Here is a 24888-nt window from a genome sequence, read left to right as displayed (position 1 = left end):
TATCGCCACCCCAAAACCAAAACCACCCAAGCCCCAGCCAGACTAAGCATTCGCCGCAGCACACATGCACTACGAACAAATACTTCAGACCTAGAAACCTTACTTGTCCGGCAGCTCGATCTTCACTTCCAAGACTTCAAGATTGTCTTGTCGTTCCAAGTTGACGCGGACATCGTCGGGGTTGATGGAGACGTACTTGGCAATCACGGCCATCAGCTCCTTTTGCAAGGCCGGCAGATAGTCGGGCTGGTTATTGCTGCGGCCCGTGCGCTCACGCGCCAAAATAATCTGCAGCCGCTCCTTGGCCACCGAGGCCGTCTTCTTCTTTTCACCCAAGAACAGGGACAGCAAGGACATCAGACTTACCTCCCGAAAATACGTTTGAAGAAACCCGGCTTTTGCGCATCGATAAAGCGCATCGGCTTGTCTTCGCCCAAAAAGCGCGACACCACATCTTTGTAGGCTTCCGACACATCGGTCTGGCTCAGGTTGATCGCAGGCGTGCCCTGGTTGGAGGCCTGCAGCACCGATTCCGACTCGGGAATCACACCAATCAGCGGAATGCGCAGAATGTCCTGGATATCTTCCAGCGACAGCATCTGGCCGTCCTGCACCCGGTTGGGGTTGTAGCGGGTGATCAGCAAATGCTCCTTGATGGGGTCTGACCCATCGATGGCACGCTTGGTTTTGGAGCTGAGCATGCCCAGGATGCGGTCCGAGTCACGCACGGACGAGACCTCGGGGTTGGTGACCACCAGCGCCTCATCGGCAAAGTGCATGGCCATCAAGGCACCGCTCTCGATGCCGGCGGGCGAGTCGCAAACGATGTAGTCAAAACCCATGTCGCCCAGGTCCTTGAGAATCTTCTCAACGCCTTCTTGCGTCAGCGCATCCTTGTCGCGCGTCTGCGACGCGGCCAGGATGAACAGGTTCTCAAGCTGCTTGTCCTTGATCAGGGCCTGGTTGAGGTTAGCCTCTCCCTGGATCACATTGATCAGGTCATAAACCACGCGGCGCTCGCAGCCCATGATCAGGTCCAAATTGCGCAGGCCGACATCGAAGTCGATCACCGCAGTTTTGTGGCCACTCAGCGCCAGCCCGGCCGCAAAGCTTGCACTGGTGGTAGTTTTTCCAACTCCGCCCTTGCCGGAAGTTATAACGACGATTTTTGCCATCTTTCGATCCGTTCCCTTTACGTCCTCAATTGTCCAAAGCCCAGCCGGGGCTGTGCCCTTGTGCCTGTCACAGCGGCTCGATCAGCAGTTTCTCACCTTCGAGCCGCACCACCGCCGCCTTGCCTGCCAGCTCGGCCGGCCAATCCGACTCAACCGTGCGGTAGATGCCCGCGATGGACACCAGCTGCGGCTCAAAACAGGTGCAATAAATGCGCGCAGTCTTGTCACCCCGTGCCCCTGCCACGGCCCGGCCACGCAAGGGCCCATAGACATGGACGTTGCCATCGGCAATCACCTCGGCGCCGTAGCTGACGATGGCGTTGACGATCACATCGCTGCCCGCCGCATAGACCTGCTGGCCCGAGCGCATGGGCTTGTCAACCCGCAAGCTGGCCTTGGCCGGCAACTGCACTTCCTTGATCACCTCGACTTTGACCTCGCGCACCTCGGGCTCGGCCGCCTTGCGCGCCGGTGGCGCCTCGGGCGCGGCCATCAGGCCGGCTGCATAGGCGCTGGCCATCTGCGCCTCGCTGCCACCGCGCACGGCCACAGGCGTGGTGCGGTACTGGCGCAGCAAAGCCACCAGGGCCACAAAGTCGATGTCCTCATCGGCCTCACGCAAATGCGCCAGATCGATCAGCACCGGGTCATGGTCAAAAAACGTGGAGTCGCTGCCAAACCGCTCGGCAAACTCCTGCGCCAGCTGCTCCAGGTCGGCGGAGCGCAAAGCGAACGCAACCACCGGCAACTGGGCGCTTTTCATATCGAAACCGCTGCGCTGGGTCGTTTCACCTGACATGGTTATAAGCCGATCTAGTTACTGGACATGAATCGGCAAAGTGTAACCTGCCTGACGTGAATCACCGCAGCCGCTCCGCCGTTTTGCCCGGATTGACAACACTCTTTTACCAATCAGCCTGCGCGCGCAGGCGGGATACAGCGTGTCAAGAAAAAGGGCGCTTTCGCGCCCTCGGTGAATGCTGCCAGCCATTATTTCAGCTGAAAGCCGCAGTGCCCGCAGAATACATCGTCGGCCGCCACGGCCTCAAAGCAGCTGCGGCAACGCAGCAGCAGCGGGGCAGCTGCGGGGCTATCCGCAACCGGGCCAGCAGCGGGGGTTGCAACAGGCGGGGCCACGGCTGCCCCTGCGGGGGGCACCATCGCTGCGCCACTGGCGGCAGCCGCTGCGCCAACAAGCGGTGCGGCGGCGACCGGAGGCTGTACGGGAGCGGGCGTCACAGGCGCCACCGGCGCAGGTGCAGGGCTGTGCACAGGGGCGGCTGGGCTATGCGGCGCTGGGGCAGGCGCGACAGGCGCGGCCACCGGCGCAAAGATATCGTTCTGTGGCGCTGCCGGTGGCACCGGCGCGGACGGTGCGCGCGTCGCAGCGCCCTGGTGGCCATGGCCATCCAGATGGGTGGCGTGGCGCACCTTGTCTGCCGCCTCGCGGGCCATGCCCTGGGCCTGGCGGGCCTTTTCGCGCGCCAGGTCAATGCCGGCCTGCAGGCTGTCTTCGGTGCCTTGCTCGTCCAGGCCATCGGTCACCATCAGGTAGATGATGTTCACGCCCATGATCATCACCTGCATGGTCAGCGCCATCAGCACGGCAAACAGGATCACGGTCGACAAGGTGCCGGCCAGCATATGGCCGCTGCTGGCCATCGCGCCAAAGGCGGCGGAGTTGCCCATGCCGCCCATCGACGCCATCATGCTCGGGCCAATCACGGCGCTGGCAATCGCCGTCATGTAGGCAAAGCCGGGGATGAAGCCGGTGAACACCACCAGGGTGATCACCGTGATGACGATGTACAGCGCCAGCAGCATCAGCACCAGCGGCACCAGGCGCGTGCGCACCACGGCCAGCACCAGCGATACGGCGCGGCGCAGCGAGCGGCCATCCCAGATGGCGGGCGCCAGCAAAGGCGCAGCCACCCAGTACAGCGCGATGAAGAACACCGAGGCGGAGATGACCATCACCGGGTGGGCGAAGAACAGCAGGATCGGGCCGATGAACGGGATCTTGCAGACGAAATACACAATGGCCGCCACCAGGCACAGGCCCAGCACCACGGCCAGCACCAGCAGGCCAAACAGGATGAAGCGGGGCACACACAGCAGGCCGGCGCGGATGGCAGCCGCCACGCTGCGCTGCTCCACATCCCTGGCCTTGTCTTGCAGCAGGATGCCGACGGCCGACATGCCCGCCGAGAACACCACCGAGGCAATGACCAGGAACAGCAGGGCCAGGAGCATGCTGCCCGCGCGGGTGGCCAGCATCTGCCCGCCCACCATCACCAGGCCACCGGCCAGCCAGGTCAGAAAGGACAGGCCGAGCACACGCCACTGGGTCAGCCCCTCGGCCGCTCGCATCAGTTGGCCAAAGTCAATGGACTTCAGCATCGATTGGGGAGAAGACATCTGCGATTCCTTCGTCGTGGTTACCGTATAGCTGCCCCGCCAAGGCCCCTGAGAGAGCGCATGGCGGGTATGGGGGGCTGGCCGCGTGCTCAGTCGATGCGGCCGGGCCAGGGCTTGGCCTGGATCACGAAATGCTCGATACCGGGGGGCACATTCTTGTCGGCCGATTTCTTGACCTCTACCGGGTTGCCCGCCTCCGTGGGCGCGGTGCCCGAATTGGTGTTGACCTTTTTGGCGCGCAGATCACGGGGCGAGACGGTCACATAGATGGTGGCACCACCTCGGTTGTCGGCCATCATGGTGGCGATGTCCTTCACCGCGACCATCGCATCCTTGTGCTCCTTGCGTGCCTTGGCCGCCCAGGGCAGGTCGAGCGAGACCGAGTCGAGCACCGGCAGCTTGCGCGTGGCGGGCGACTGGCTGGTGCTGAAGACCTGCTCGGTGGTGTGGGCCTGGCTGCCGGCAATGCGCTGCTTGACGGGCAAGGCCGCCATGGCCTCGACGGCACGTGTGCGCAAAGCCTCGGCTTCGGCGATCTCCGCCTGCATCTTCTGCTCCCAGGCCACCAAGGCGGCGGGGATGGCAGGCTCACGGCAGCCGGGGGGCGATGCGACACCGCACTCCACCTGCACCGGCACTGCGGGCGCCGCCACGGGCGCGGGCTCCGGGGGCGGGGCAGCGCAACCGGCCAGTGCCAGCACCGATACCAGGGCGGATATTTTCATCAACAGCTTCACAGGGCTCTCCTTCAATTCAACAAATCATCCAAGGTCTGCTGGCGCACCGGCTTGCGCGCGGGTGGGCGGGCCGGCGCGGGGGCCGGGGCAGCCGCCTCGGCCTCTACCGGCGCCACCCCGGTCGCTGGCAGCGTTTCCGGGGCCTGCGCCGGGGCCACAAGCGTTTCATTGGGTGCCAGCGCGGCATCGGATTCCACCATGGCTGGGGACGCCACCGGGGCCGACACCGCCGGTGTCGCGGTGTCCGTCACCACATCCGCAGCCAGTGCGGCGCGCGACTGCTGGTTTTTCCACCACCAGGCGCCGCCGGCTGCCAGCACCGCCAGCCCCAGCAGCACCACGGCAATGCGCATGCCCTGGCTGCTTTGGGGCGCGGGCGCCTCGGGCATGGGGTTGCGCGCAGCGCTGCGCGCCTGTTCTGCGGGGGCGGGGGGTACACGGGGTGGCTCGGGCTGCCACAAGGGGGTATCGGGTTCACGCAGCGCTGGGGCGGGGACGGCGGCGGCCGACAAGGCTGCCGCCCCGCCGATCACCATGGCTGCACTGGTCTGTATGCGCTCGCCAGGCTGGGCAGATGCGGGCTCGGAGCTATCTTGCACATTGCCAAAGACCAGGATGGCCTTTTCGTCGGCCAGGCTCAGCGGTGCATCCCAATCGGGTGCCGTGTCCTGGAAGCCCGGGTTTTCTTCAAAGCGGCATCCGCATTGCTTGCAAAACACGGCCTGGCCGCTGCACAGCGCGCCGCAATCCGGGCAAGTGGCGTAGGCGGCCACCGGCGTGGCCAGCAAACCGCGGGGGCCGGCCGCCGCAGCGGGCAGCGGCGCAGCCTGCGCCAGGCCAAGGGCCTGCACCTTGCAGCCGCATTTTCTACAGAATTTCGCGTTCGCCGCCAAACCCTCGCCACATTGCACACAGTTCATGGAAACCCTCTCCCAAAACCGGCAAGCTGTTGCTTGCCGCTTGCCGTATTCGTTCTCAATATCATTGTCATTATCTATTGCATCGGCCAATTCGACCAGTGCTAATGCGCCACGCCGATCTGCGCGCTGCCGCCACCCAGGCCTTGCTGCGCCCCCCAAGCCGGGGCAGCGCAGCCACGCAACACTGGTTAGAGAGTTTCCCTCTCTCTACAAGTGTTGCCAAATTCACTATGATGCAGCACCTTTTCTCTTGCACACCTGCCACACCGCCCCTTGGCGCGGTCCCTGCAGGTGGCCTGCCCAACCATGTCTGATTCCTTCCTTCCCCGCTGGCGCGAAGTGCGCCCGGGCGCTGATGATGTTGTCGCGCCCGACGAGCGCCTGCCCTGGCCACAAACCTCGATCATGGGGGTGCAGCATGTCATCGCCATGTTTGGCTCCACCATCCTGGCGCCCATTCTGATGGGTTTTGATCCCAATGTCGCCATTTTGATGAGCGGCGTGGGCACTTTGATCTTCTTTTTGCTCACCGGCGGGCGTGTGCCCAGCTATCTGGGCTCCAGCTTTGCCTTCATCGGCGTGGTGATTGCCGCCACCGGCTACGCGGGCTCGGGGCCCAATGCCAATATCGGCATGGCGCTAGGCGGCATCATTGCCTGCGGCCTGCTCTACACCTTGATCGGCTTTGTCGTGCAGGTGGTGGGCACCGGCTGGATTGAGCGCTTCATGCCGCCCGTGGTGACCGGCGCCATCGTCGCCGTCATCGGCCTGAACCTGGCCACGGTTCCTATCAAGAACATGGCCAGCAACAACTTCGAGAGCTGGATGCAGGCGATGACCTTTGTCAGCGTGGGCCTGGTGGCCGTGCTGGCGCGGGGCATGGTGCAGCGCCTGCTGATCCTGGTGGGCCTGATCGCCGCCTCCATCCTCTACGCCATCCTGACCAATGGCCTGGGCCTGGGCAAGCCGGTGGATCTGTCGGGCCTGGCCTCGGCCGCCTGGCTCGGCTGGCCCAATTTCTCGGCTCCACAGTTCAGCCCTCAAGCGATGGTGCTGATCGCCCCGATCGTGATCATCCTGGTGGCCGAGAACCTGGGCCACATCAAGGCCGTGACGGCGATGACCGGCCGCAACCTGGACCAGTACATGGGCCGGGCCTTTATTGGCGACGGCGTGGCCACCATGGTCAGCGGCGGCGTGGGCGGCACGGGTGTGACCACCTATGCAGAAAACATCGGCGTGATGGCCGCGACCCGCATCTACTCCACCGCCGTGTTCATGGTGGCGGGTTTGATTGCGCTGGTGCTGGGCTTTTCGCCCAAGTTCGGCGCGCTGATCCAAGCGATTCCGCTGCCGGTCATGGGCGGCGTGTCCATCGTGGTGTTCGGCCTGATCGCCGTGGCCGGCGCCAAGATCTGGGTCGAGAACAAGGTGGATTTCTCGCAGAACAAGAACCTGATCGTTGCCGCGATCACCCTGATCATCGGCACCGGCGACTTCACGTTGAAGTTCGGCAGCTTTGCGCTGGGCGGCATCGGGACCGCGACCTTTGGCGCCATCATCCTCTACCAATTGCTCAACCGGGGCGACAAGCGCTGACCCCCAAACCAACCCTCACCAAGCCCGGTTGTCCCGGGCTTTTTTTGTGCGCTAAATTGTTGCAGTGCAACAATAATTTTGGCTTGCAGTAGCACTTATCCACAACTCGGGTATTCCCGGAATGCAAATGGTTTCGTGGGCAACGACTGCTAAGATTTGCCCGCCTCGCCCCCCGGCCTTTGCCGCTGGGGCGCATCTGTAGACAATAACGAAAACACTGTTCTGGAGTCTCCCCATGCCCTTGAATGACCATGTGCGCTGCAGCGCGCTGCACGCCCGCATCATGTCCGCTGCTGACGCGGCCGCGCTGATCCCCGCTGGTGCCAATGTGGGCATGAGCGGTTTCACCGGCGCAGGCTACCCCAAGGCCCTGCCCCAGGCCATCGCAGCCCATGCCAAGGCCGAGCATGCCGCCGGCCGGCCCTACAAGATCAATGTCTGGACGGGCGCGTCCACCGCCGCCGAATGCGATGGCGTCATGGCCGAGGCCGGTGCCATCGACCAGCGCCTGCCTTTCAACACCGACCCGATCGCGCGCAAGGCCATCAATGCCGGTGACATCAACTTCATCGACATGCACCTGTCCCACGTCGCCCAGCATGCCTGGTTCGGCTTTCTGGGCCACATGCATGTGGCGGTGGTCGAAGTGCTGGGCATCACTGCCGATGGGCTGCTGATCCCGTCGACGGCCGTGGGCAACAACAAGACCTGGCTGGAGATTGCCGACAAGGTGATCCTGGAGGTCAACACCAAGCCGCCGGCCAAGATGGAGGGCATGCACGACATCTACTACGGCACGGCCATCCCGCCCCGGCGCGTGCCCATCCGCATGACCCATGCCGATGACCGCATTGGCGAGGGCTACCTGAAAGTGGACCTGGACAAGGTCGTCGCCGTGGTCGAGACCCACAAGGGCGACCGCGACAATGTGTTTGCCGCGCCGGATGCCAACTCCAACACCATTGCCGCATCCATCATCGACTTTCTCTCGCACGAGATGAAGATGGGCCGCCTGCCCAAAGAGATGCTGCCCATCCAGTCGGGCGTGGGCAATGTGGCCAATGCCGTGCTGGCCGGCCTGCTCACCGGCCCTTTCGACAATCTGCTGGGCTTTACCGAGGTGCTGCAGGACGGCATGCTGGACCTGCTGCGCAGCGGCAAGATGGCGCGCGCCTCGGCCACCGCCATCTCGCTGTCGGCTGCGGCCTTCCAGGATTTCGAGGACAACATCGACTTCTACCGCGACCGCATCATCCTGCGCCCGCAGGAGATCTCCAACCACCCCGAGCTGGTGCGCCGCCTGGGCGTGATCGCGATGAACTCGATGATCGAGGCCGATATCTACGGCAACATCAATTCCACCCATGTGATGGGTTCGAGCATGATGAACGGCATTGGCGGCAGTGGCGACTTTGCGCGCAATGGCTACCTGTCCTTCTTCGTCACCCCCTCGGTGGCCAAGAACGGCCATATCTCCTGCATCGTGCCCATGTGCTCGCATGTGGACCATACCGAGCACGACACGCAGATCATCGTTACCGAGCAAGGCCTGGCAGATCTGCGCGGCCTCTCGCCCAAGCAGCGCGCCAAGCTGATCATTGAGCGCTGCGCGCACCCCGACTTCCGCCCCATGCTGCAGGACTATGTAGACCGCGCCATGCACCAGTCGGCGGGCCTGCACACGCCCCACATCCTGACCGAGGCGCTGTCCTGGCACCAGCGCTACCTGGATACCGGATCGATGAAGATCGGCTGATCCGCAGCCAGCCTGCCCTGCCCCATACCGCCCCGCCAGCCCCCGCTGCGCGGGGCGTTTTGCATCTGTCTCCGAGGCCATTGCGGCGCCTGCGCACGAAGCGCACAATAGCGGCGACCCCAGGCCATGCCCGGGAGTCAAAAGCGCGCTGGCTAAATATACATATGTATACATAGCTATCAAAAGCGCAGCAATCCATCCGACATCCCAACCCATAACAGCATCGGAGACACACATGGACAGCCTGGAACAGCGCACTATTTCCAAGATCAGTTGGCGGCTTTTGCCGCTGCTGATGGTCTGCTACTTCATCGCCTACCTGGACCGGGTCAACATCGGCTTTGCCGGGGCCAGCATGTCCAAGGACCTGGGGTTCAGCGCGGCGGTCTTTGGCAGCGCAGCCGGCATTTTCTTTCTCTCGTACTTTCTGTGCGAGGTGCCCAGCAATCTGGCGCTGGAGAAGTTTGGCGCCCGCAAATGGATCGCCCGCATCATGTTCAGCTGGGGCCTTCTGTCAGCCGCGCAGGCCTGGGTGGGAGGCGCCACCAGCTTTAACGTGGTGCGCTTTTTGCTGGGTATTGCCGAGGCCGGCTTCTTCCCAGGGGTGATCTTCTACATCACCTTGTGGTTCCCAGCGGCCTACCGCGCGCGCATCGTCGGCTGGTTCATGTTTGCCATTCCCATCTCCACGGTGATCGGCGCGCCTATTTCCGGCCTCATCCTCGACATGGATGGCATGGGCGGCATGCACGGCTGGCAGTGGCTGTTCATCCTGGAGGCATTGCCAGCGATCTTGCTGACCTTTGTCGTGCTGTTCTACCTGCCAGACGGCCCGCAGGATGCGAAGTGGCTGACGGCCGAAGAGCGCGCCTGGCTGGACCAGACCCTGAGCGCCGAGCGCCAGAACCGCGAATCCATCCACAAAATCTCCTGGAAGCAGACCCTGCTCAACCCCAAGGTGATCGCGCTGGGCTTTGTCTACATGGGCATCACCGTGCCGCTCTACGGCCTGGGCTTTTTCCTGCCGCAGATCATCAAGGGCTTTGGTGGTCTGTCCAATGTGCAGGTGGGCTTTATCAATGCCTTCCCCTACCTGGTCGGCGCGATTGCGATGATCTTCTGGACGCGCGGCTCCGACCGCATGAAGGAGCGCAAATGGTTTGTGCTGATTCCACTGGCCTGCATCGTCGCCGGACTGCTGATCGCCGCCAATACCGCCGCGCCCGTACCCAAGATGGCGGCAGTCACCTTGGCCGCCTTTGGCATCTTCAGCGCGCTGCCCACGTTCTGGACGTTGCCCACCGCCTTTCTGAGCGGCACCGCCGCCGCAGCCGGCATCGCCTGGATCAACTCCATCGGCAACCTGGGCGGCTATATCGGCCCCACGATCTTCGGCACCTTGAAGGACAAGATGGGCAACGATGTCTACGCCGTCATGTTCCTGGCATCGCTGGCGGTCGTCGCCTTTGCGCTGGTCTTCTTCATGCGGCATGACACCCGCGCCGAAGGTTTTGGTGTGAAAGCCCAGGCCCACTAAAGAACGGCCTCTCACCCCCTAAACAACCATGCGCCCGAGGGCGCATGGTTGTTGGTGCGTAGGATTCTTAAATCTGGAAATCCACGGTGGCGGCCTGCTCGGCCGTTGGGCGTTGCTGCGGGCTGTCTTGCGCCTGTGCATTGCCGCCTCTGCCGTGTAGCGCTACATCGGCACTGTTCAGCGCGCGGGCGCAGCTGGCGGCAAACAGCAAGATGGCCGATGAGAAGTAGATCCACATCAGCAGCACCACCAGGGAGCCGGCCGCGCCGTAGGCCGACACGACCGCTGCGGTGGACAAGTACCAGGCCAGCACCTGCTTGCCGATGGTGAACAGAAAAGCGCCAATGGCAGCACCTGCAATCAAGAAACGCAGCCGGGGCTTGGTGCCGGTGCCAATGCGCATCATGCCGACAAACAAGGTCACGGTGATCAGAAAGGACACGCTCTCGTTGATGACGCCCAGCAGCATGCCGGGCGCCTCGATATGCAGCACGGCGCCAGCCCAGCGCGTGGTCACGCTCAGCATGGTGGTGATGACCAGCGATATCAGCATCAAAAAGCCCAGCACCAGGATGTAGCCCAGGCCGCGCACCCGCTGCACCAGCGAGTACCACCAGGGCGTATCGCTCTTGTCCACCTTTTCGCCATGGTTCCACAGGCGCTCCAGCGAGGTCTGCAGCTCCACAAACACCCCCGTGGCGCCCGACAGCAGCATCACAAAGCCAATCGCCGAGGCAATCAGCCCCTGGGATTTGGCCTGCGCACTCGACAGCGCCCCCCGCACCACATCGGCCACCTGCGTGCCCATGATGTCTTCGACCTGGTGGATCAGGTTGCTCTCGATATAGGAGCGGTCCAGCCACCAGCCCAAAATGCCGACCAAGAGCAACAGCAGCGGCGCCAGGCTCAGCATGCCGTAGAAGGACATGGCCGCGCTCATGCGCAAGCCATCGGCCGCCAGCCATTGCTGGGCGGCGTCGTAAAAGGGGCGGAAAGGATTGAGCTTGTGCTGCACGCGCTGGGCGAGCGTGGAATCTTGGGTCACCATCGCCCGATTCTGGCATTGATGGGCGGCCCGCCGGTGTCAGCCATCGGCCATAGCTGGCACCAGCTGCCAATTCCTGACAATGTGCGCTGCCGCGCCTGCGCCAACAGGAGCGCAGCCCCGCCATCGCCCGCATCAGCGCAGATGGTGTACCGGCTGCAGGCCATAGACCGGCGTCGCCAGCCCCTCTTGCCGCGCCTTGAGCTGCAGTGCCAGGTACAGCGAATAGTGGCGCGACTGGTGCAGGTTGCCGCCGTGGAACCACAGCTGCGGCTGCTGGGTGGGCTTCCACATATTGCGCTGCTCGCCCTCCCAGGGGCCGGGGTCCTTGGTGGTGTCTGATCCCAGGCCCCAGACCTTGCCCACCTTGTCGGCCACCTCCTGGCTGATGAGCTCGGCCACCCAGCCATTCATCGAGCCATAGCCCGTGGCATAGACCACCAGGTCGGCAGGCAGCACGGTGCCGTCGCTCAGCACCACGGCGTTCTCGGTCAGGTGGCTGATGCCCTTGTTCTCGCCCGCCTGCAGCTGGATGCTGCCGTCGATCACCAGGTCGCAGGCGCCCACATCGATGTAGTAGCCCGAGGCACGGCGCAGGTACTTCATGAACAGGCCCGAATCGTCGTCGCCAAAGTCCAGCATAAAGCCCGCCGCTTCGAGCTGGCGGTAGAACTCCGCATCGCGCTCGCGGATGCGGTCATACAGGGGGACCTGGAAGTCGGCCATGATGCGGTAGGGCAGCGAGGCAAACACCAGGTCTGCCTTTTTGGTGCTCATGCCACTGGCCACGGCGCGCTCCGAGTACAGATCGCCCAGGCCAATGTCCATCAGCGAATCTGAGCGCACGATATGCGTCGACGAGCGCTGCACCATGGTCACCTCGGCACCATGCTCCCAGAGCGCCGCACAGATGTCGTGGGCCGAGTTGTTGGCGCCAATCACCACCACCTTTTTGCCGGCATAGGCCTCGGGCCCGGAGTGCTGCGACGAGTGCTGCTGCTGGCCCTGGAACAGGTCCTGGCCCGCAATCGTCGGGATGTTGGCCTTGCCCGACATGCCGGTCGCAAACACCAGCTGCTGGGGGCGCAGCACCATCTGGCGGCCTTCGCGCTCCACCGTCACCTCCCACTCCTGGGCAGCCTCGTCGTAGCGGGCGCCCAGGCACTGGGTCGATGCCCAGTAGTTCACCTCCATCACGCGGGTGTACATCTCCAGCCAGTCGCCAATCTTGTCCTTGGGGGCGAACACCGGCCAGTGCTCGGGGAAGGGGATATAGGGCAGGTGGTCGTACCAGACCGGGTCGTGCAGGCACAGCGATTTGTAGCGCTTGCGCCATTGGTCGCCCGGGCGCGGTTGGCGGTCGATAACGATGTGCGAGACGCCCAGCTGGCGCAGCCGTGCGCCCAGCGCAATACCGCCCTGGCCGCCGCCAATCACCAGCACATAGGGCTGTCGGCTTTCGCCCAGGGTCTCGGCCTCTTCCTGCTGGCGGTCCAGCCAGGTCTTGCGGCCCCGGCGTATGCCGTGCTCGGCCCCCATCGGGCGGCGCACCCCTTGCGCCTCTTCAAAGCCTTTCAGCTCCTGGATGGTCGTCAGCAAGGTCCAGATCCGCCCATCGCGGATGCGCAGATGGCCCAGCCCCCGCGCATGGCGGGCATCGACCACCAGCCAGGCGCTCAGCACGCCATCGGCCTCGCTCACTTCCTCTTTAGCATCGAGCTGCAACACCAGCGGCGCGGCGGCATCCAGCTGCGTGGCCAGCATGTCGGCAATCTGCGCCGGGCCTTCGCAGGTCTTGAGGTTCCAGGTCAGCAGCACCAGGTCGCGCCAGTAGCTGTCCTCGGCAAACAACTGGCTGGCCGCTTGAAAATCGCGGGCGGCCAAGGCCTGGTTGAGCTGGTCCAGCACGGTTTGGGCGCGGGCGGCAGGTGTACTGGTAGCGGCAGGGGTAGCGGTTGTCATGGCATGTCTCCTTTTTATGGCGATATCGCAGCGGCTCTACGGCCGTGGCAGTGCTGTTTTGCAAGCCCCATGCCAAAGCGCCATGCTGCACTGCAACCTCCTCACAGGCCGGCTGCGCCTTGCGGGTTTGCCTGCAGCAGGCCGCTGCGCCCACTGCCGCAGCCGATGCAACACCTGTTGCATGCGCGCTTTTGCAGTGCAGCATCTGTTGCGGGTAAGCCTGATTGGCAGCGCTGGGGGGCTGGCACAGAATCAGCGCGGTGATCGCAGGAGACCCGCCATGCCCATCCACAGCTATACCGCCCATGTTCAGGAGCTCGAAGCCTTTGGCATGGGCTACCCGCTGCAAGGTGAGACACGCGACCGGGCCGTGCTGGGCAGCTGGCGCCGCTGCATCGACCAGCACCGGCTGGACCCCAGCCGCACCAGCGAAGCCCATATCGTGCCGGCAGGCCAGCTGCGCGCGCACCGCGAAGATGCCGAGCCGCTGATCCGCATTGCCCGCAGCGGGCTGGAGCGCCTGTACCAACAGCTCAAGGGGCTGGACTATGTATTGCTGCTGGCCGACCGCCACGGCATCGCCGTCGACTTTTTGGGCCATGACAGCCACGCCAGCGACCTGCGCAGCGCGGGCCTCTACCTGGGTGCGCAGTGGCGCGAGGATGTCGCAGGCACCTCGGCGGTAGGCACCTGCCTGGCCACCGGCGAGGCGCTGACGGTGCACCAGAGCGACCATTTCGACTTCACCCACACGACGCTGTCGTGTACCGCCGCGCCCATCTACGATCTGCAGGGCCAGCTGGCGGCGGTGCTGGATCTGTCCTTGCTGCGCTCCCCCGCCGCCCGCGCCAGCCAGCAGATGGCCCTGCACCTGGTCACGGCTGCCGTGCGCCGGGTGGAGCTGGCCAACCTGATGGCCCAATCGGGCAGCGACTGGGTGCTGCGGCTGGCGCAGTCACCTGATTTTCTGGATGTCGATGCCGACGCCGCCCTCAGCATCGATGCGCGCGGCCGCATCCGCGCGATGACCCATGCCGCCACCCGCATGCTGGCCGCTATTGCCGGGCTCAACTGGCGCCAGCACCCGCTGCTGACCGGCCAGCCCCTGGGCCGCTTTTTTGACACCGATCTGCAGGCGCTGCCGCAGCTGATGCGCAACCGCCCCGCACAAGAGCGCATCCTGCGCGCCCGCGACGGCAGCATCTGGTTTGCCCATGCGCTGCCGCCCCAGCCACGCAGCAGCGCGCCAGCCATCCCGCGCCCCACATTGCCAGCGCCGCTGCAGGCGCTGAACACCGGCGATGCCACCATGGGCCGGGTGCTGCACAAGGCCGCCCGACTGGCGCCGCAAGAACTGCCCGTGCTGCTGCAAGGCGAGACCGGCAGCGGCAAGGAGTTTCTGGCCCGCGCACTGCATGCGGCCAGTGGCCGCAGCGGTGCCTTTGTGGCCATCAACTGCGCCGCCATCCCCGAAGCCCTGCTGGAGAGCGAGCTGTTTGGCTACCTGCCCGGCACCTGGACGGGCGGCGCACACAAAGGCCGTGCGGGGCTGATCGAGGCCGCACACCAGGGCAGCCTCTTCCTCGATGAAATCGGCGATATGCCCCTGGCCCTGCAGGCCAAGCTGCTGCGCGTGCTGTCCGAGTCGGAGATCACACCCTTGGGCGCGCGTGCGCCGCGCAAGGTCGATATCCGCGTCATCTCCGCATCGCACCGGCCACTGGCCGAGCTGGCCCACAGCGGCCAATTCCGCGCCGACCTGCTCTACCGCTTGAACGCCGCCGAGTTGCAACTGCCCGCCTTGCGCGAGCGCAGCGACCTGCTGGCCCTGGCCGAACACATGCTCGCCGCCCTAGGCTGCAGCCTGCGCCTGAGCGAGCCCGCACAGGCCGCCCTGCGCGCCCACCGCTGGCCCGGCAATCTGCGCGAGCTGCACAACGCCCTGCGCTATGCCGCCGCGCTGGCTGAGCAGCAGATCGCGCTGGAGCACCTGCCCGATGCGCTGCAGCACAACCCTGCCTTTGTTCAACAGCAAGACGCCGCCAGCGGCACCCCGTTGGACAGCAGCACACCGGCCGACATGCCCTTGAACACCGCCACGCTGGAGCAGGTACTCGCCCAGTGCCAGGGCAATGTCTCCGAAGCCGCCCGCCTGCTAGGCGTCAACCGCTCCACCATCCACCGCCGCATTCAGCGCCAGCAGCTCAGCCGGGTGTTTGCCAGGCAAGATGGTGAGCGGCCTTAGCTGCGCTCCTGGCAGTCTAGGGCACGCAGGCAGAAGAGCCCCCTTGATGTCGCCCACCAGCACGGCGTCGGTTAGGCTAAACCCACCTTCAACCCTGCAGCGCTGTTTGTCCCATGCCCCGATACCGCTTTAACGTCTTTGGCCGCATTCTCGATCTGGAGCCCGTTAGCACCGGCTGGCGCTGCTATGCCGTAGGGCAGGACGGCAAACGCGCTCCTGTGCAACTGGCGGTCCCTGCTGATCTGCCCGCCAGCGATCTGGCCCAGTACCTTTACGACATCTACCATGAGCTGGCAACGGGTAGCCAGGGGGATGTGACGGAGATTTCTGCTCCGGGGATGCGTGATGCGGGTGATGCGGACAGCCCATCCCGGAACCCCTAGCCCAACAAAAAAGCCGCACAACCCAAAGGCTGTGCGGCTCTTGGCCATCGTCAAAAAGACGGCTTAGCCGATATCTGCAATTAGCGCACCAGCAGCCCGGCAATCTTTCAGAATGATGGTGACTCAGCGATGAAATTGCAGGTCCTACGCGGTAGCTAACGTCAAGGCGCGCTCCTTCAGTTTGAGCTACCGAGGATTCCTCGGTAGCTGAGCGACGACCTATCTCGACGTTGTGCCGCACCAGTGCCGACGCGCTGACTGAGCTGCAACAAAAAAGCCGCACAACCCAAAGGCTGTGCGGCTCTCGGCCACCGTCAAAAAGACGGCTTAGTCGATGCGTGCAATCACTGCACCCGCAGCCTGGTAGCTGCCCGCTTCCACCTTCAGGCTGATGCGGCCCGCGCGGGGGGCGTTGATCTGCATTTCCATCTTCATGGCTTCCATCACGGCGATCAGTTCGCCCTCTTGCACGGTGGCGCCGTCGGCAACCTTCCAGGTCGTGAGGGTGCCAGCGGAGGCGGCGGTCACGGCCTTCTCGTCCACGGCCTCTTCCAGGGGCGCTGGGGCAGCGCCAGGGGCCGACAGGCCGGACAGTAAGGAGGCAGGCAGACCCAGCATCACGCGGCGGCCGTCGAGCTCGATGGCGACGCGCTGCAGGCCAGCGGTGGCGGCAGGCTGGGGACGGGTTTCGGGCTGGGCATCCCACTGGGGCATCAGCTGGGTTTCGATCCAGCGGGTGTGCACGCCAAAGTGCTCGCCGTTGATGAAGTCGGCATGTGCCATCACCGCTTCGTGGAAAGGCAGCACGGTGGGCACGCCCTCGATCTTGAACTCCTTGAGCGCGCGGCGTGCGCGCTGCACGGCCACTTCGCGGCTGGGGCCCCAGACGATGAGCTTGGCCAGCATCGAATCGAACTGGCCTGCCACTTGCGAGCCGGATTCCACACCGCTGTCGACGCGCACGCCGGGGCCCGATGGAGCCTCAAAGCGGGTCACCAGGCCGGGGGCGGGCAGGAAGCCACGGCCCACGTCTTCGGCATTGATGCGGAACTCAAAGGCATGGCCGTGGGGTGCGGGCACGGTCGTGTCGGCCAGCACTTCGCCTTCGGCCACGCGGAACTGCAGGCGCACCAGGTCGGTACCGGTGGTCTCTTCGGTCACGGGGTGCTCCACCTGCAAACGGGTGTTCACTTCTAGGAACGAGATCGCGCCGCTTTGGCTCAGCAGGTATTCCACCGTGCCGGCGCCCACATAGCCAGCGGCCTGGCAAATCTCGCGCGCCGATTGGTGGATGCGCTCGCGCTGCTCGGTGCTCAGGAACGGCGCTGGTGCTTCTTCCACCAGCTTTTGGTTGCGGCGCTGCAAGGAGCAGTCACGCGTGCCCAGCACCCGCACATTGCCGTGCTGGTCGGCCATCACCTGGGCTTCGATGTGGCGGGGCTTGTCCAGGAACTGCTCGACAAAGCATTCACCACGGCCAAAGGCGGTCACCGCCTCGCGCACTGCAGCGGCATACAGCTCGTCGATGTCCTCGGCCTTCCAGATCACCTTGATGCCACGGCCACCACCACCGAACGCGGCCTTGACCGCAATCGGCAGACCATGCTCACGCGCAAAGGCATGCACCTCAGACACGTCCTTGACCGGCTCGGGCGTGCCTGCCACCAGTGGTGCCCCCACGCTCAGCGCCAGCTTGCGCGCCTGCACCTTGTCGCCCAGCTGCTCGATGGCCGAAGGGGGCGGGCCCACCCAGGTGAGACCTGCACCGATCACGGCGCGGGCAAAGGCGGCGTTTTCGGACAGAAAACCATAGCCCGGGTGCACGGCATCTGCCCCGCTCTTTTGCGCCACTGCAATCAGCTTGGCGATGTCCAGATAGGTCTCTGCCGGGCGTTGGCCGTCGAGCGCATAGGCCTCATCGGCCATGCGCACATGCAGGGCGTCGATATCGGCATCGGCATACACCGCCACGCTCTTGAGGCCGTGGTCCGTGCAGGCACGGATGATTCGGACGGCGATCTCGCCACGGTTTGCAATCAATACTTTTTTCATGGCTGAGACTCCGAGCAACCAAACAACGACAGGGAAGCGAGATCGCCGAAGCCTGCTGCGCAGGCACTGCAATGTAGAGAAACCGCCGCTGCGCGTCGGTTTTCGCCACGGTTTGCAATCAACACTTGATTCATAGCTATATCCATTCAAGAACGGGCGCGCAGGCCCTGTTCAACACTCAGCCCACCAGGTCCGCAAAGGGCGCCAGGGGGCGGAATTGCAACCAGCCGCCGACGGGCACTTGCGCGGCCAGGTCCAGGTGGTAGGAGGCAATGCAGGCAATCACCGGGTAACCGCCAGTCAGCGGGTGGTCGGCCAAAAACAGCACCGGCTGGCCACTGGCGGGCACCTGGATGGCGCCCAGGGCCGTGCCTTCGCTGGGCAGCTCCTGCGTTTGGCAGCGCACCAGTGCCTCTTCCCCGGCCAGGCGCAAGCCCACGCGGTTGGACTGGGGCGTTACCTGCCAGCGCTGGGCGGCAAACAGGGCGACGGCCTCGGGGGTGAACCAGTCGGTGCGCGGGCCCATGACGACATCGAGCACAACCGTCTCACCCGCCTTGGGCAGCGCAGGCGGGTTCTCATCAGCGGCTTCCACGGCAGCGGCATCGCGCGCGTCGCCCACGGCCAGGGTCTGGCCGGTGGTGAGCGCTGCGGGGCCAATGCGGGCCAAGGTATCGGTGCTGGTGCTGCCCAGCACCGGTTCGACCAGCCAGCCGCCGCGCACGGCCACATAGCTGCGCACGCCGCTGTCGGGCTCGCCAAGCTGGATCACATCGCCATCGTTCAAGGCAATGGCTGCATTGCGTGCGGCCTGCCAGGCAGCGCCGCTGGCGCTGCGCACGGTCAGGGGGCCGGTGGCGCCGGTGACGGCCAGCACGGTGGCACCCAGGCTTTGCAGTTGCAGGCCTGCGGCGACCGATTCAAGCACCGACACGCGTGCATCGTTGCCCACCAGGCGGTTGGCACGGCGCATGGCGCCCTGGTCCAGCGCACCGGCAGCCGATACGCCCTGCCCAGCCTGGCCGGCACGGCCAGCATCCTGCACCAGGGTTTGCAAGCCGGTGGCACGCACACGCATGCCTGCGCCGGTGTGCTCCGCAGCCACCGGGGCGGGGGCCTGCACGGCAGATTGCTGCTTCAGCAGCGCCTGGCCAGCGGCGGTGCTGGCGTCGACAAAACGCACCAGCATGCCTGGCTGCAGCAAAGCAGGCGGGTTGCGCAGGAGGTCCCACATGGGCACCTCGGTGCGGCCCAGCAGCTGCCAGCCGCCGGGGGTGTCATTGGGGTAGACGGCGCTGAAAGTGCCGGCAATGGCCACCGAGCCCGCAGGCACCTTGGTGCGTGGCGTGCTGCGGCGCGGCACATTCAGGCTCGGGTCGCCTCCCGTCAGGTAGGCAAAGCCGGGCGCAAAGCCGCAAAAGGCCACGCTGTAATCGCTGCCGCTGTGGCGGCGAATCAGCTCGGGCACATCCATACCCAGGATCTGCGCCACATCGGCCAGGTCCTCGCCGTCGTAGTGCACGGCAATCTCGACCCGCTGGCCGGCGCTGCGGGCTTGGCGGCCCAGGCGCAGTGCCGCCATATGGCGCTGCAGGTCGGCAGCGCTGGTCTGCCAGCGGTCAAAGGCGATCAGGATGGTGCGCGCAGCGGGCACCAGCTCCTGCACGCCAGCGGGCAGCTCGGCCTGCAAGGCTGCGAGCAGGTCCAGGGTGTGCTCCAGGTCCTGCAGCTCCACCAGCATGCTTTGGTCGCTCACCGGCAAAAAGCGCATCGTGCGTTCGTCGCTCATGCGCCCGCCTTGTCCATGAAGGAGCGGATCTGCACGCCGGCCGCATGCAGGTGCTCACGCACCGCCTGGGCCATGGCCACCGCGCCGGGGCTGTCGCCGTGCACGCAGATGGAGTCGGCCTGCACCTCAACCACCGAGCCATCGTTGGCCTGTACGGTGCCTTGCTGCACCAGCTGCAGCATGCGCTGGGCAACCATCTCTGGATCGTGCAGCACAGCGCCCGGCTCGCGGCGCGATACCAGGGTGCCTTGCGGCGTGTAGCCACGGTCGGCAAAGGCCTCGGCAATCACCGTCAGGCCCGCGTCGCGTGCCCATTGCATCAAGGGCGAACCGGCCAGCACCACCAGCGCCAGCTGGCCGCCCACGGCCTGCATGGCTTCGATCACGGAGGTGGCCTGGCGGCGGTCCTGCGCGATGGTGTTGTACAGCGCGCCATGGGGCTTGACGTAGCGCACCGTGGTGCCTGCCGCAGCGGCCAGGCCTTGCAGCGCGCCAATTTGGTAGATCACATCGCTCACCAGGTCGGCATGCGCCACATCCATGTTGCGGCGGCCAAAACCGACCAGGTCGCGGTAGGCCACATGGGCGCCGACCACGACGTTGTTGGCCTTGGCTTTTTTCAAGGTATCGAGGATGCCAGCCGGATCGCCTGCATGAAAACCGCAGGCCACGTTGGCGCTGCTGACGATCGACAGCATGGCGGCATCGTCGCCCATGCTCCATGCGCCCAGGCTCTCGCCCAGGTCGCTGTTCAAATCCATGGTGAGGGACATGGTGCTACCTTTCTTATGAATTTCAGTGGAGTTGGCCTGCGCTCAGCTGCAGATCCTGGTGCTCGGGATCATGCCGCAGCACGGCAGCAATCAGTGCCTCAATACCCTTGCACTGCGTCTCCACGGCCATGCTGGGGGCGCCAGGCAGCGCCGCTGCCATTTCTGGCAGATAAGGCACATGCACAAAGCCGCCGCGCGTTTGCGCCCAGGCGGGCACGGTGTTCAGGCGGTGCATCAGGCCGTAGAAGACATGGTTGCAGACAAAGGTGCCGGCGGTGTTGCTTACCTCGGCGGGCACGCCGGCTGCGCGCATGGCCGCCACGGCCTGCTTGATGGGCAGGCGCGCAAAGTAGGCCACAGGGCCATCGGCGGCCACCGCCACATCAATGGGTTGCTGGCCGGCGTTGTCGGCGATGCGGGCATCATCGACATTGATGGCCACGCGCTCGATCGACAAGGCCGTGCGGCCGCCGGCCAGGCCCAGCGCAATCACCAGGCTGGGCTGGTGCTGCTGCAGGGCGGCGTCCAGCGCCTCCAGCGCTTTGCCAAACACACAGGGCAACTGCACACCGACGATGCGCGCGCCGTCCAGCGTCTTGCCGTCCAACCTGCGGGCTACTTCCCACGCGGGGTTGAGGGGGGCTTTGTCAAAGGGCTCAAAGCCCAGCACCAGTACGGTTGCGTCAGTCATGCAGAAGTCCTGTTCTGACCGGGGGTCAGTGGTTCATCAAAAAGTACAGCAAAAACACATTGCAGACCAGGATGCCCAGCGCCGTAGGCACCTGCGCCTTGATAACGGCATTGCGGTCTGGTAGCTCCAGCAGTGCCGCCGGCACGATGTTGAAGTTGGCTGCCATTGGTGTCAGCAAGGTGCCGCAGTAGCCAGAGAGCATGCCAATTGCAGCCATGATGGCCGGGTCAGCGTGGTAGATGTTGATCAGCACGGGCACGCCCACGCCGCCGGTCATCACCGGGAAGGCCGCAAAGCCATTGCCCATGATGACGGTGAACAGCGCCATGCCGACCACGTACACCAGCACCGCGACAAAGCGCAGGTCCATGTTGATGTAGGTGGTGGTCACATGGGCCACCGCCTTGCCAACGCCAGCATCAGAGAACACCAGACCCAACATGCCCAGCATCTGCGGCAGCACCATGGCCCAGCCCATGGCATCGACCAGGCGGCGCGATTCGCGCAGCGATTGCACCGGCGATTCGCGGGTCATCTTGCAGGCCATGGCCGCACCGATGATGCAGCCCAGTGCCAGGCTCACCAAGGTGGCGTTCTTCGGGTCGATCAGGAAGTTGCCGCCAATCTTGAAGTCCTTGAGCAGCACGCTGCCGATCACGGTGACCACGGGGATCGCCAGTGCCGGCACAAACAGCTTGTTCTTCAGGCGCAAAGCGCTTTCCTTGTTTTCGGCATCGCTGCGCACTTGCGGTTTTCCGCCGCCTACGCCCTTGACCAGCACGATCAGCGCCAGCACGATCACGCCAGCACCCACCACTTCAGGCGGCATCTTGTCGCCCAGCAGGAACATGACCGCATACAGGCCCCAGAACAGGCCGGTGGTCCAGCGCTTGGGGTTGCTGGCATCGAGCAGATTGAAGACGGCCACGGCCGCCATGACCAGGCCAGCCAGCCAATAGACTTGGGTGATGCTGAAAATCATGCTGCACCTCCTTCGCGGGTGGTAGAAGCGGCAGATGGCGCGTTAGCCATTTCCTTGGCGATGTACTGGTCCAGGCGATGCAGGCGGTAGGAATGGATCAGGAACGCGCAGATGGCGGTCGGGATGCCCCATACGGCAACATGGATCGGCTCCACATCGACACCGGCTTCATGCAGGAAGGTGGTCATCAGCACGATCGCGCCGAAGGCCACAAAAATATCTTCGCCGAAGAACAGACCGACGTTGTCGGTCGCGGCGCTGAAAGCGCGCAGGCGGTAGCGCAGCGCTTCGGGCAGCTTGCCGTAGCGGGTCTCGGTCGCGCCTTCAGCCATAGGGGCCAGCAGCGGACGCACCATTTGCGGGTGGCCACCCAGGCTGGTCAGGCCGATGGCGGCGGTCAGTTGGCGCGCGCCCAGGTAGACGATCAGCAGACGGCCCGTGGTGGCCGACTTGATATGGCCGATCCAGTTTTGCGCATGTTGGCGCAGGCCATGGCGCTCGAGCAAGCCAATCACGGCCAGCGGCAGCACCAGGATGAGCGGCAGGTTGCGGGTTTTGACAAAACCCGTGCCCAGTTCCGCCAGCACTTTCTGGACCGGAAAGCCCGCGAGCGCAGCGGTGACGAGCGCCGTCACCACCACCACCACAAAGGGATTGAAGCGCAGGATGAATCCCACGACGATGACGGCCACCCCAAGGAGGGGCCAGAGGTTGATGATTGAGCTGTCCATGACAATACAAGGTTTGTTATAGGCACGGTGCCCGTCCCAAGGAGTGGGTCACCGCATAGTTTTTGTTCAACAACCTATAAATCTCGATGATTCTGAATCTAAGTTTGTTGAACAATACAAAAGTTTAGCCAAACAAAACAAGCTCGATTACGGGGAAAACCCGTATACATCCGCTTTCAAATAGCGATGTAGGCGAAGTTCTCGTCTTTATGACAACCAAATACGCCATAGTGACCAAACCCGAGCTTGGGGGCCATCCGCTGGGCTGGGCTACAGGCCACCGCTATCATGTGTGTCAATCTCTGACTACCTGCGATCGCCATGAATGTTGCACTGCCTACTCTCTCGCTCAATGATCGCGTGGCCGAGCAGATCCGTGATCGCATCGTGCGCGGCGAATTCCAGCCCGGATCGCGCCTGTCCGAAGTGGCGCTGAGCGAAAGCCTGGAGATCTCGCGCAACACCTTGCGCGAGGTGTTCCGCCTGCTGACCAAGGAAGGCCTGTTGCGCCACTTGCCCAACCGGGGCGTGTTTGTCGCCATCCCCTCGATGGCCTCCATCATGGATATCTACCGCGTGCGCCGCATGATCGAGTGCCAGGCGCTGCAGCAGGCCATTCCGCAGCACCCGGCGCGCAAAGAAATGCGCGAAGCCGTCGCCGCCCAAAAGCAGCTGCGCGAGGCCGGCCGCTGGGTGGAGGTGGGCACCGGCAATATGCGTTTTCACAAAGGGGTGGTGGCGCTGGCCGACAGCGAGCGGCTCAACACCCTGTTCTCACACCTGCTGGTGGAGCTGCGCCTGGCGTTTGGCATGCTGGGTGATGCCGAGTTCATGCATGCGCCCTACATCGACCTGAATGCCCAAATCTTGGAACGCTTTGAGGCCGGGGACATGGAGCAGGCGGCCAAGCTGATGCATGACTACCTGACCCATTCCGAGCGCGTGCTGCTCAGCGTGTATGCCCGCCGCATGAGCGATGCGGGCATGGTGCTGTAAAGGCGCTTGGTCTTAAGCAGCTGCGGGGTAAAACAGCTTGCGCGCCGTGGCGCTTTGCACGGCCTGGGCAATCGCGCCAATGTGGTCCGGCGTGGTGCCGCAGCAGCCGCCCACAATGTTGACCAAGCCTTCGGCGGCAAACTCGTGCACCAGGCGGCTGGTGATCTCGGGCGTCTCGTCAAAGCCGGTATCGCTCATCGGGTTGGGCAGGCCGGCATTGGGGTAGCAGCTGATAAAGGTATCGGGCGCGGCCTTGGCCAGCTCTTGCACATAGGGGCGCATCAAGGTGGCGCCCAGCGCGCAGTTCAGCCCGATCGACAGCGGGTTGGCATGGCGCACGCTGTGCCAGAAAGCCGTCACCGTCTGGCCCGACAGAATGCGGCCCGAGGCATCAGTAACGGTGCCGCTGATCATGATCGGCAGCACCTGGCCTGATTGCTCAAACGCCTCATCCACCGCAAACAGCGCGGCCTTGGCGTTCAGCGTGTCAAAAATCGTCTCGACCAGAATCACATCCGCGCCGCCTTCGATCAGCGCCAGGGTCTGCGCCAGGTAGGCCTGGCGCAGCGATTCAAAGCTCACATTGCGCGCGCCCGGGTCGTTCACATCGGGGCTGATGGAGGCCGTCTTGGGCGTGGGGCCCAGCGCGCCGGCCACATAGCGCTTGTGGTCCGGGGTGCTGTACTTGTCGCAGGCAGCACGCGCCAGTTGGGCGCTCTTGAGGTTCATCTCATAGGCCAGATCGGCCATGTGGTAATCCTCCTGGGCAATCGTGGTCGCACCAAAGGTATTGGTCTCGATCAGATCGGCGCCAGCGGCCAGGTATTTCTCGTGGATGTCGCCAATCACATCGGGGCGGGTCAGCGATAGCAGCTCGTTGTTGCCCTTGACGTCGTAGGCAAAGTCCTTGAAGCGCTCGCCCACGCTGCCCGGGCCGGTGTAGCCTTCACCCCGGTACTGGGCCTCGCCCAGCTTGAAGCGTTGGATCATGGTGCCCATGGCGCCATCGAGAATGACGAGGCGCTTGGCCAGGGTGGCGGGCAGTTCTTGGGCTCGGGTGTAGCGGGGCAGTGACATGGCGGCCATTGTAGGGCGGC

General features: G+C 64.4%; 21 protein-coding genes. 6 read left to right on the top strand and 15 right to left on the bottom strand.

What is annotated here, in order from left to right; translation table 11 throughout:
• Nucleotides 1-99: 99 nt before the first annotated feature.
• From minE to M2375_RS11685, 6 genes are all read right to left on the bottom strand, one after another.
• Nucleotides 100-357: a cell division topological specificity factor MinE gene (gene minE / locus M2375_RS11710; RefSeq protein ID WP_021027472.1), complete on the bottom strand. Its 258-nt coding sequence runs from the start codon at nucleotides 355-357 to the stop codon at nucleotides 100-102.
• Nucleotides 358-362: 5 nt separating this feature from the next.
• The gene (gene minD, locus M2375_RS11705; protein ID WP_259166728.1) at nucleotides 363-1175 is read right to left on the bottom strand and encodes a septum site-determining protein MinD; all 813 of its coding nucleotides are present in this window, start codon (nucleotides 1173-1175) and stop codon (nucleotides 363-365) included.
• 67 nt (nucleotides 1176-1242) lie between these two features.
• Nucleotides 1243-1974, bottom strand: a complete 732-nt coding sequence (minC, locus tag M2375_RS11700; RefSeq protein WP_259166727.1) for a septum site-determining protein MinC — start codon at nucleotides 1972-1974, stop codon at nucleotides 1243-1245.
• Nucleotides 1975-2165: 191 nt separating this feature from the next.
• Nucleotides 2166-3593: a hypothetical protein gene (locus M2375_RS11695; protein ID WP_259166724.1), complete on the bottom strand. Its 1428-nt coding sequence runs from the start codon at nucleotides 3591-3593 to the stop codon at nucleotides 2166-2168.
• Nucleotides 3594-3682: 89 nt separating this feature from the next.
• Nucleotides 3683-4330: a hypothetical protein gene (locus M2375_RS11690; RefSeq protein ID WP_259166721.1), complete on the bottom strand. Its 648-nt coding sequence runs from the start codon at nucleotides 4328-4330 to the stop codon at nucleotides 3683-3685.
• Between the two features lie 11 nt (nucleotides 4331-4341).
• Nucleotides 4342-5250: a double zinc ribbon domain-containing protein gene (locus M2375_RS11685; RefSeq protein ID WP_259166710.1), complete on the bottom strand. Its 909-nt coding sequence runs from the start codon at nucleotides 5248-5250 to the stop codon at nucleotides 4342-4344.
• A gap of 306 nt (nucleotides 5251-5556) precedes the next feature.
• On the opposite strand from M2375_RS11685, the gene M2375_RS11680 reads away from it, so the two are divergent.
• The 3 genes from M2375_RS11680 (at nucleotide 5557) to M2375_RS11670 (ending at nucleotide 10142) form a co-directional block, all read left to right on the top strand.
• Nucleotides 5557-6849 carry a solute carrier family 23 protein gene (locus tag M2375_RS11680; protein WP_259166697.1) on the top strand — a complete coding sequence of 431 codons (1293 nt, stop codon included), beginning with the start codon at nucleotides 5557-5559 and terminating at the stop codon, nucleotides 6847-6849.
• Between the two features lie 235 nt (nucleotides 6850-7084).
• Nucleotides 7085-8605 (top strand): acetyl-CoA hydrolase/transferase family protein, encoded by a 1521-nt coding sequence (locus M2375_RS11675; protein WP_259166695.1) that lies wholly within the window; start codon nucleotides 7085-7087, stop codon nucleotides 8603-8605.
• 235 nt (nucleotides 8606-8840) lie between these two features.
• Nucleotides 8841-10142 carry an MFS transporter gene (locus tag M2375_RS11670; protein ID WP_259166692.1) on the top strand — a complete coding sequence of 434 codons (1302 nt, stop codon included), beginning with the start codon at nucleotides 8841-8843 and terminating at the stop codon, nucleotides 10140-10142.
• 67 nt (nucleotides 10143-10209) lie between these two features.
• On the opposite strand, the gene M2375_RS11665 is transcribed toward M2375_RS11670, so the two are convergent.
• A complete protein-coding gene (locus M2375_RS11665) occupies nucleotides 10210-11187 on the bottom strand; it encodes a YihY/virulence factor BrkB family protein (protein ID WP_404979316.1) in 978 nt (325 codons plus the stop codon).
• A gap of 135 nt (nucleotides 11188-11322) precedes the next feature.
• Entirely contained in the window at nucleotides 11323-13149 is a 1827-nt protein-coding gene (locus M2375_RS11660; RefSeq protein WP_259166690.1) for an NAD(P)/FAD-dependent oxidoreductase, read from the bottom strand.
• A gap of 280 nt (nucleotides 13150-13429) precedes the next feature.
• Between M2375_RS11660 and M2375_RS11655 the strand changes: the two genes are divergently transcribed.
• Nucleotides 13430-15394 carry a sigma-54-dependent Fis family transcriptional regulator gene (locus tag M2375_RS11655; RefSeq protein WP_259166688.1) on the top strand — a complete coding sequence of 655 codons (1965 nt, stop codon included), beginning with the start codon at nucleotides 13430-13432 and terminating at the stop codon, nucleotides 15392-15394.
• 113 nt (nucleotides 15395-15507) lie between these two features.
• Nucleotides 15508-15777, top strand: coding sequence for a hypothetical protein (locus M2375_RS11650; protein ID WP_259166685.1), 270 nt, complete (start codon nucleotides 15508-15510; stop codon nucleotides 15775-15777).
• 327 nt (nucleotides 15778-16104) lie between these two features.
• Here the strand turns inward: M2375_RS11650 and M2375_RS11645 are convergent, their stop codons facing one another.
• The 6 genes from M2375_RS11645 to M2375_RS11620 form a co-directional block, all read right to left on the bottom strand.
• Nucleotides 16105-17829 (bottom strand): biotin carboxylase N-terminal domain-containing protein, encoded by a 1725-nt coding sequence (locus M2375_RS11645; protein WP_259166683.1) that lies wholly within the window; start codon nucleotides 17827-17829, stop codon nucleotides 16105-16107.
• Between the two features lie 178 nt (nucleotides 17830-18007).
• Nucleotides 18008-19600 (bottom strand): 5-oxoprolinase/urea amidolyase family protein, encoded by a 1593-nt coding sequence (locus M2375_RS11640; RefSeq protein ID WP_259167716.1) that lies wholly within the window; start codon nucleotides 19598-19600, stop codon nucleotides 18008-18010.
• Nucleotides 19601-19614: 14 nt separating this feature from the next.
• Nucleotides 19615-20391 (bottom strand): LamB/YcsF family protein, encoded by a 777-nt coding sequence (locus M2375_RS11635; RefSeq protein WP_259166672.1) that lies wholly within the window; start codon nucleotides 20389-20391, stop codon nucleotides 19615-19617.
• 22 nt (nucleotides 20392-20413) lie between these two features.
• Entirely contained in the window at nucleotides 20414-21082 is a 669-nt protein-coding gene (pcp, locus tag M2375_RS11630; RefSeq protein ID WP_259166655.1) for a pyroglutamyl-peptidase I, read from the bottom strand.
• A 25-nt stretch (nucleotides 21083-21107) separates the two neighbouring features.
• The gene (locus tag M2375_RS11625) at nucleotides 21108-22064 is read right to left on the bottom strand and encodes a DUF979 domain-containing protein (RefSeq protein WP_259166653.1); all 957 of its coding nucleotides are present in this window, start codon (nucleotides 22062-22064) and stop codon (nucleotides 21108-21110) included.
• On the bottom strand, nucleotides 22061-22795 hold the full coding sequence (locus M2375_RS11620; protein WP_259166651.1) for a DUF969 domain-containing protein: 735 nt from the start codon (nucleotides 22793-22795) through the stop codon (nucleotides 22061-22063). Before M2375_RS11620 ends, M2375_RS11625 begins: the two co-directional genes overlap by 4 nt.
• A 321-nt stretch (nucleotides 22796-23116) precedes the next feature.
• Here M2375_RS11620 and M2375_RS11615 point away from each other — a divergent pair, with 321 nt between their 5' ends.
• A complete protein-coding gene (locus tag M2375_RS11615) occupies nucleotides 23117-23791 on the top strand; it encodes a GntR family transcriptional regulator (RefSeq protein WP_259166639.1) in 675 nt (224 codons plus the stop codon).
• 12 nt (nucleotides 23792-23803) lie between these two features.
• Here the strand turns inward: M2375_RS11615 and M2375_RS11610 are convergent, their stop codons facing one another.
• On the bottom strand, nucleotides 23804-24868 hold the full coding sequence (locus M2375_RS11610; RefSeq protein WP_259166637.1) for a homocysteine S-methyltransferase family protein: 1065 nt from the start codon (nucleotides 24866-24868) through the stop codon (nucleotides 23804-23806).
• Between the last annotated feature and the right edge of the window lie 20 nt (nucleotides 24869-24888).

It is taken from the genome of Comamonas sp. BIGb0152 (assembly GCF_024809975.1).
Lineage (GTDB): Bacteria > Pseudomonadota > Gammaproteobacteria > Burkholderiales > Burkholderiaceae_C > Comamonas.
Note: the sequence above shows the minus strand (reverse complement) of the source record. Positions and strands in the feature narration are given on the sequence as shown.

Coding starts and splice junctions, on each gene's coding strand:
- M2375_RS11615 (WP_259166639.1), top strand. CDS start 23,117: ATGAATGTTGCACTGCCTACTCTCTCGCTCAATGATCGCGTGGCCGAG.
- M2375_RS11660 (WP_259166690.1), bottom strand. CDS start 13,149: ATGACAACCGCTACCCCTGCCGCTACCAGTACACCTGCCGCCCGCGCC.
- M2375_RS11620 (WP_259166651.1), bottom strand. CDS start 22,795: ATGGACAGCTCAATCATCAACCTCTGGCCCCTCCTTGGGGTGGCCGTC.
- minC (WP_259166727.1), bottom strand. CDS start 1,974: ATGTCAGGTGAAACGACCCAGCGCAGCGGTTTCGATATGAAAAGCGCC.
- M2375_RS11675 (WP_259166695.1), top strand. CDS start 7,085: ATGCCCTTGAATGACCATGTGCGCTGCAGCGCGCTGCACGCCCGCATC.
- M2375_RS11685 (WP_259166710.1), bottom strand. CDS start 5,250: ATGAACTGTGTGCAATGTGGCGAGGGTTTGGCGGCGAACGCGAAATTC.
- M2375_RS11655 (WP_259166688.1), top strand. CDS start 13,430: ATGCCCATCCACAGCTATACCGCCCATGTTCAGGAGCTCGAAGCCTTT.
- M2375_RS11625 (WP_259166653.1), bottom strand. CDS start 22,064: ATGATTTTCAGCATCACCCAAGTCTATTGGCTGGCTGGCCTGGTCATG.
- M2375_RS11680 (WP_259166697.1), top strand. CDS start 5,557: ATGTCTGATTCCTTCCTTCCCCGCTGGCGCGAAGTGCGCCCGGGCGCT.
- M2375_RS11645 (WP_259166683.1), bottom strand. CDS start 17,829: ATGAAAAAAGTATTGATTGCAAACCGTGGCGAGATCGCCGTCCGAATC.
- minE (WP_021027472.1), bottom strand. CDS start 357: ATGTCCTTGCTGTCCCTGTTCTTGGGTGAAAAGAAGAAGACGGCCTCG.
- M2375_RS11670 (WP_259166692.1), top strand. CDS start 8,841: ATGGACAGCCTGGAACAGCGCACTATTTCCAAGATCAGTTGGCGGCTT.
- M2375_RS11650 (WP_259166685.1), top strand. CDS start 15,508: ATGCCCCGATACCGCTTTAACGTCTTTGGCCGCATTCTCGATCTGGAG.
- M2375_RS11610 (WP_259166637.1), bottom strand. CDS start 24,868: ATGTCACTGCCCCGCTACACCCGAGCCCAAGAACTGCCCGCCACCCTG.
- minD (WP_259166728.1), bottom strand. CDS start 1,175: ATGGCAAAAATCGTCGTTATAACTTCCGGCAAGGGCGGAGTTGGAAAA.
- pcp (WP_259166655.1), bottom strand. CDS start 21,082: ATGACTGACGCAACCGTACTGGTGCTGGGCTTTGAGCCCTTTGACAAA.
- M2375_RS11695 (WP_259166724.1), bottom strand. CDS start 3,593: ATGTCTTCTCCCCAATCGATGCTGAAGTCCATTGACTTTGGCCAACTG.
- M2375_RS11635 (WP_259166672.1), bottom strand. CDS start 20,391: ATGTCCCTCACCATGGATTTGAACAGCGACCTGGGCGAGAGCCTGGGC.
- M2375_RS11640 (WP_259167716.1), bottom strand. CDS start 19,600: ATGCGCTTTTTGCCGGTGAGCGACCAAAGCATGCTGGTGGAGCTGCAG.